This is a genomic window from Trebonia sp., assembly GCF_030042015.1.
Classification (GTDB): Bacteria; Actinomycetota; Actinomycetes; order Streptosporangiales; family Streptosporangiaceae; genus Trebonia.
Map to the genome: position 1 here is coordinate 1 of NZ_JASIAL010000370.1, position 3690 is coordinate 3690.

The 3690-nt window shown below is 75.2% G+C and carries 4 protein-coding genes; 3 read left to right on the forward strand and 1 reads right to left on the reverse strand.

Annotated features, from left to right (window positions below):
- Positions 1-413: 413 nt before the first annotated feature.
- Entirely contained in the window at positions 414-1445 is a 1032-nt protein-coding gene (gene hemE, locus Q1N79_RS20150) for a uroporphyrinogen decarboxylase (RefSeq protein ID WP_300611182.1), read from the reverse strand.
- A 164-nt stretch (positions 1446-1609) separates the two neighbouring features.
- On the opposite strand from hemE, the gene Q1N79_RS20155 reads away from it, so the two are divergent.
- The 3 genes from Q1N79_RS20155 to Q1N79_RS20165 all read left to right on the forward strand — a co-directional run.
- The gene (locus Q1N79_RS20155) at positions 1610-1798 is read left to right on the forward strand and encodes a hypothetical protein (protein ID WP_300611178.1); all 189 of its coding nucleotides are present in this window, start codon (positions 1610-1612) and stop codon (positions 1796-1798) included.
- A 75-nt stretch (positions 1799-1873) separates the two neighbouring features.
- A complete protein-coding gene (locus Q1N79_RS20160; protein WP_300611180.1) occupies positions 1874-2563 on the forward strand; it encodes a DUF3000 domain-containing protein in 690 nt (229 codons plus the stop codon).
- Between the two features lie 89 nt (positions 2564-2652).
- The coding region (locus tag Q1N79_RS20165; RefSeq protein WP_300611183.1) for an HRDC domain-containing protein at positions 2653-3690 on the forward strand (1038 nt) is incomplete at its 3' end.

The window sequence follows — 3690 nt, forward strand, 5'->3', positions numbered from 1 at the left end:
CTTGCCGACCTGCCGCGGCGGCTTCATGTCGACGTCGAGCCCTTCGGCGCGCAGGTCCGCCGCGACCATTTCGCCGAGTCCCTCGGCGCCGCCACGCGCCGAGCCGACCGTTACCAGGACTCGCATAGCGCACCTCCCTTCGCACTGTCCCGGCCAAGACTTCGCCGGCGGCACCGCCCGCGGCAGGGACAGTGGTCCCGCCATACGGCCCGGGTGCCGCACGGCGCGATCGGCGGGGGAGTCATTGGGCGGTGGGGGCCCCACCGCCAATAGGCTTGGCGTTGTGGGCCCCGCCGGCAACGCGGGTGCGTCGCGCCCGCGGCCTGCTGGGGGTGGTGTGGCGGATGCGCGTGGCGGGGTCAGGGGCAATGGCGGGGGGCAGGCGCGGTGGCGGCGGGAGCGCGTGGCGGGGGTCAGGCGGGGGTGCGGGCGGAGGCCTCGTGGACCAGGTCGGCGAGCCTGGCCAGCGTGTCGGGGTTGGTCTCGGGCAGGACGCCGTGGCCGAGGTTGAACACGTGACCCTCGGCGGTGCGGCCGCGGGTGAGCACCTCGCGGGCGCGTGATTCGATCACGTCCCACGGCGCGAGCAGCACGGCTGGGTCGAGGTTGCCCTGCAGCGCCTTGCCTGGCGAGACCCGGCGGGCCGCCTCGTCGAGCGGGATCCGCCAGTCCACGCCGACCACGTCCGCGCCCGCCTCGCCGAGCAGGCCGAGCAGTTCCCCTGTGCCGACGCCGAAGTGGATCCGCGGCACCCCGGCCGGCGCCAGCGCCGCGAAGATCCGGCTCGTGTGCGGCAGGACCGCCTGCCGGTAGTCCTCCGGGCTGACCGCGCCCACCCAGGAGTCGAACAGCTGCACGGCCGACGCCCCGGCCGCGATCTGCACCTGCAGGAACGAGGTCGCGATGCCCGCCAGGGCGCCGAGCAGCCTGTGCCAGAGGCGCGGGTCGCCGTACATCAGCGCCTTGGTGCGGTCATGGTCCTTCGACGGCCCGCCCTCGATCAGGTAGGACGCCAGCGTGAACGGCCCGCCCGCGAAGCCGATCAGCGGCCGCTCGCCCAGCTCGGCGACCAGGGACCGCACCGCCTCGGTGATGTAGGGCACGTCGGACGGCTCAAGCGGGCGCAGCCGGGACAGGTCGCCGGCGTCGCGGAACGGCCGGTCCACGACCGGGCCGACGCCCGGCTTGATGTCCACGTCCACCCCGACCGCGCGCAGCGGGACCACGATGTCGCTGAACAGGATCGCCGCGTCGACGTCGTACCGGCGCAGCGGCTGCAGGGTGATCTCGGTGATCACCTCGGCCCTGGTGCACGAGTCGAGCATCGGGACGCCCGCCCGGATGCGGCGGTACTCGGGCAGCGACCGTCCGGCCTGGCGCATGAACCAGACGGGGGTGCGGGCAACCGGCTCCCTCCGGCAGGCGCGGACAAACGCGGAGGTCATCTGGGGCTGGGTCACCCACGGATCTTCTCACAACGGGCACGGCCGCCGATGGCGCCTCCGGCGACACGCCGCGCGATATCCCGCGAAAACGGGGGCGTACATGCCAAGATCGGGACGAGTCTGTCCATGGTCGGAGCGAATCCACAGCGAAGGGGGGCACGGCGATGAGCCAGCCGCTCGGCAACTGTCCCGGATGTGGTGGCGACGAGCCCTTCGAGCAGATCCACCTCGGCGATTGCCCGGATACCGGCGGCGAGTGCCCGGAGTGGGCGTGCCCGGCGTGCGGCGCGGCGGTCATCATGGGGACCCAGAGCGCCGATGTTCCCGCCCGCCGGCCCGTCCGTGCCGCGTAGCCGTCGACGCGGACCGGAAGGCCCAACCGGACGCCCGCGCGCCACATCCTGCCCGGCGCGACGTACGCTCAGGCCATGAGGTTCGCGGACGAGCCCGCGACGGCACGGGCAGGCACGCAGGCTGACAGGAAAGCCGTGCCCGCGGTCGCGGAGGCCGTGTTCGCGGCGGCGGTGGCCGACTTGCAGGCGGGCCGGGACGCGATCGGCGACGTGCGGGGCGACATCACGTTCGAGGACTGTCCGGCCCCGCGGCGGCTCGCGCCGTTCGCGGTCGCGATGGCCGCCACCGCCCACCGCGACGGCACAGAAGTCGGCTCGGGCCGGCTCGTGCTGCTGTACGACCCCGACGGCCAGGATGGCTGGACCGGGGTGTTCCGCCTGGTGGCGCAGGTGCACGCGGACGTGGAGCCGGAGATGGCCGCCGACCCGCTGCTCGGCGAGGTTGGCTGGAGCTGGCTGACCGACGCGCTCGACTCCCACGCGCCTGGCTATTCCGCGCCAAGCGGCACCGTGACCCGGGTGATCACGGAGGGGTTCGGCGCCAAGGAGGACGAACCGGCGCTGACCGGGTTCGAGCTGCGCGCCTCGTGGTGCCCGGAGCAGGATGACCTCGGCGGCAGCGTAGCCGCCTGGTGCGACATGATCGTCTCCGCCGCGGGACTGCCGGCGCAGCCACCAGGGACCCGGGCGCTGCCGGCCAGGCGCTCCAGGCCGTCCAGGCCCGCCAAGCCCTCCAGGTCCCCCGGCGGGCGGCGGCGTCGGTGACGGCCGGCCGCGATCCTGGCCCTGGCAAGACAGACCGTGACCAAGCCGGGCCGCAGGCCGGCGACGGGGCGGCGCACGACCGCACCGGGTTGCCCGGCGGCGAACCGGCCGGCAGTGAGCCGGCCGGCACCGGGCGGGCGATCGTCGACCTGGTCGAGCCGGCGGACGGGCTGCCGCCCGTCACGAGCACGCCAGGGGAACTGGCCGCGGCGGTCGGGCGGCTGGCGGCCGGCAGCGGGCCGGTCGCGGTGGACGCGGAACGCGCCTCAGGCTACCGGTACGGGCAGAAGGCCTACCTGGTGCAGCTGCGCCGGGAGGGCGCAGGGACCGTGCTCATCGACCCGATCGCGTGCCCGGACCTGAGCGGCCTCGACGCGGCGCTCGCCGGCGCCGAGGCGGTGCTGCACGCGGCGTCGCAGGACCTGCCGTGCCTGGCCGAGGTCGGCTACCGGCCGCGGCAGCTGTTCGACACCGAGCTGGCCGGGCGGCTGCTCGGGTACCCGCGGGTGGCGCTCGGCACGATGCTCGAGGAAGTCCTCGGCTACCGGCTCGCCAAGGAGCACTCCGCCGCCGACTGGTCGCTGCGGCCGCTGTCGGAGGAGATGCTCAGGTACGCGGCGCTGGACGTGGAGGTGCTGATCGAGCTGCGGCACGCGCTCGCCGCCCAGCTCGCCGCCCAGGGCAAGGCGGAGTGGGCGCGGCAGGAGTTCGCCGCCGTGGCTTCGGCCGCGCTGCCGCAGCCGCGGCCCGACCCGTGGCGCCGCACGTCCGGCATCCACAAGGTGCGCAGCAGGCGCGGGCTCGCGGTGGTCCGCGAGCTATGGGAGGCCAGGGACGCGATCGCCAGGGACGCGGACCTGTCGCCCCGGCGGATACTGTCCGACCAGGCCATCGTGGAGGCCGCCAGGCAGCTGCCTGCCAGCCTGCCGCAGCTGGACAACATCAGCGGGTTCGTCGCGCGCAACGCGCGGCGGCACGGCGCGCGGTGGCTTGCGGCGGTGCGGCGCGCCCGCGAGCTCCCCGACGGCGAGCTGCCCGAGGTCACGGGGCCCGCGGCGGTCGGGCGGCTGGCGGCCGGCAGCGGGCCGGTCGCGGTGGACGCGGAACGCGCCTCAGGCTACCGGTAC

Excerpts from the sequence above, each read along its gene's own strand:
- hemE (WP_300611182.1), bottom strand. The coding sequence starts at position 1,445 with ATGACCTCCGCGTTTGTCCGCGCCTGCCGGAGGGAGCCGGTTGCCCGC.
- Q1N79_RS20155 (WP_300611178.1), top strand. The coding sequence starts at position 1,610 with ATGAGCCAGCCGCTCGGCAACTGTCCCGGATGTGGTGGCGACGAGCCC.
- Q1N79_RS20160 (WP_300611180.1), top strand. The coding sequence starts at position 1,874 with ATGAGGTTCGCGGACGAGCCCGCGACGGCACGGGCAGGCACGCAGGCT.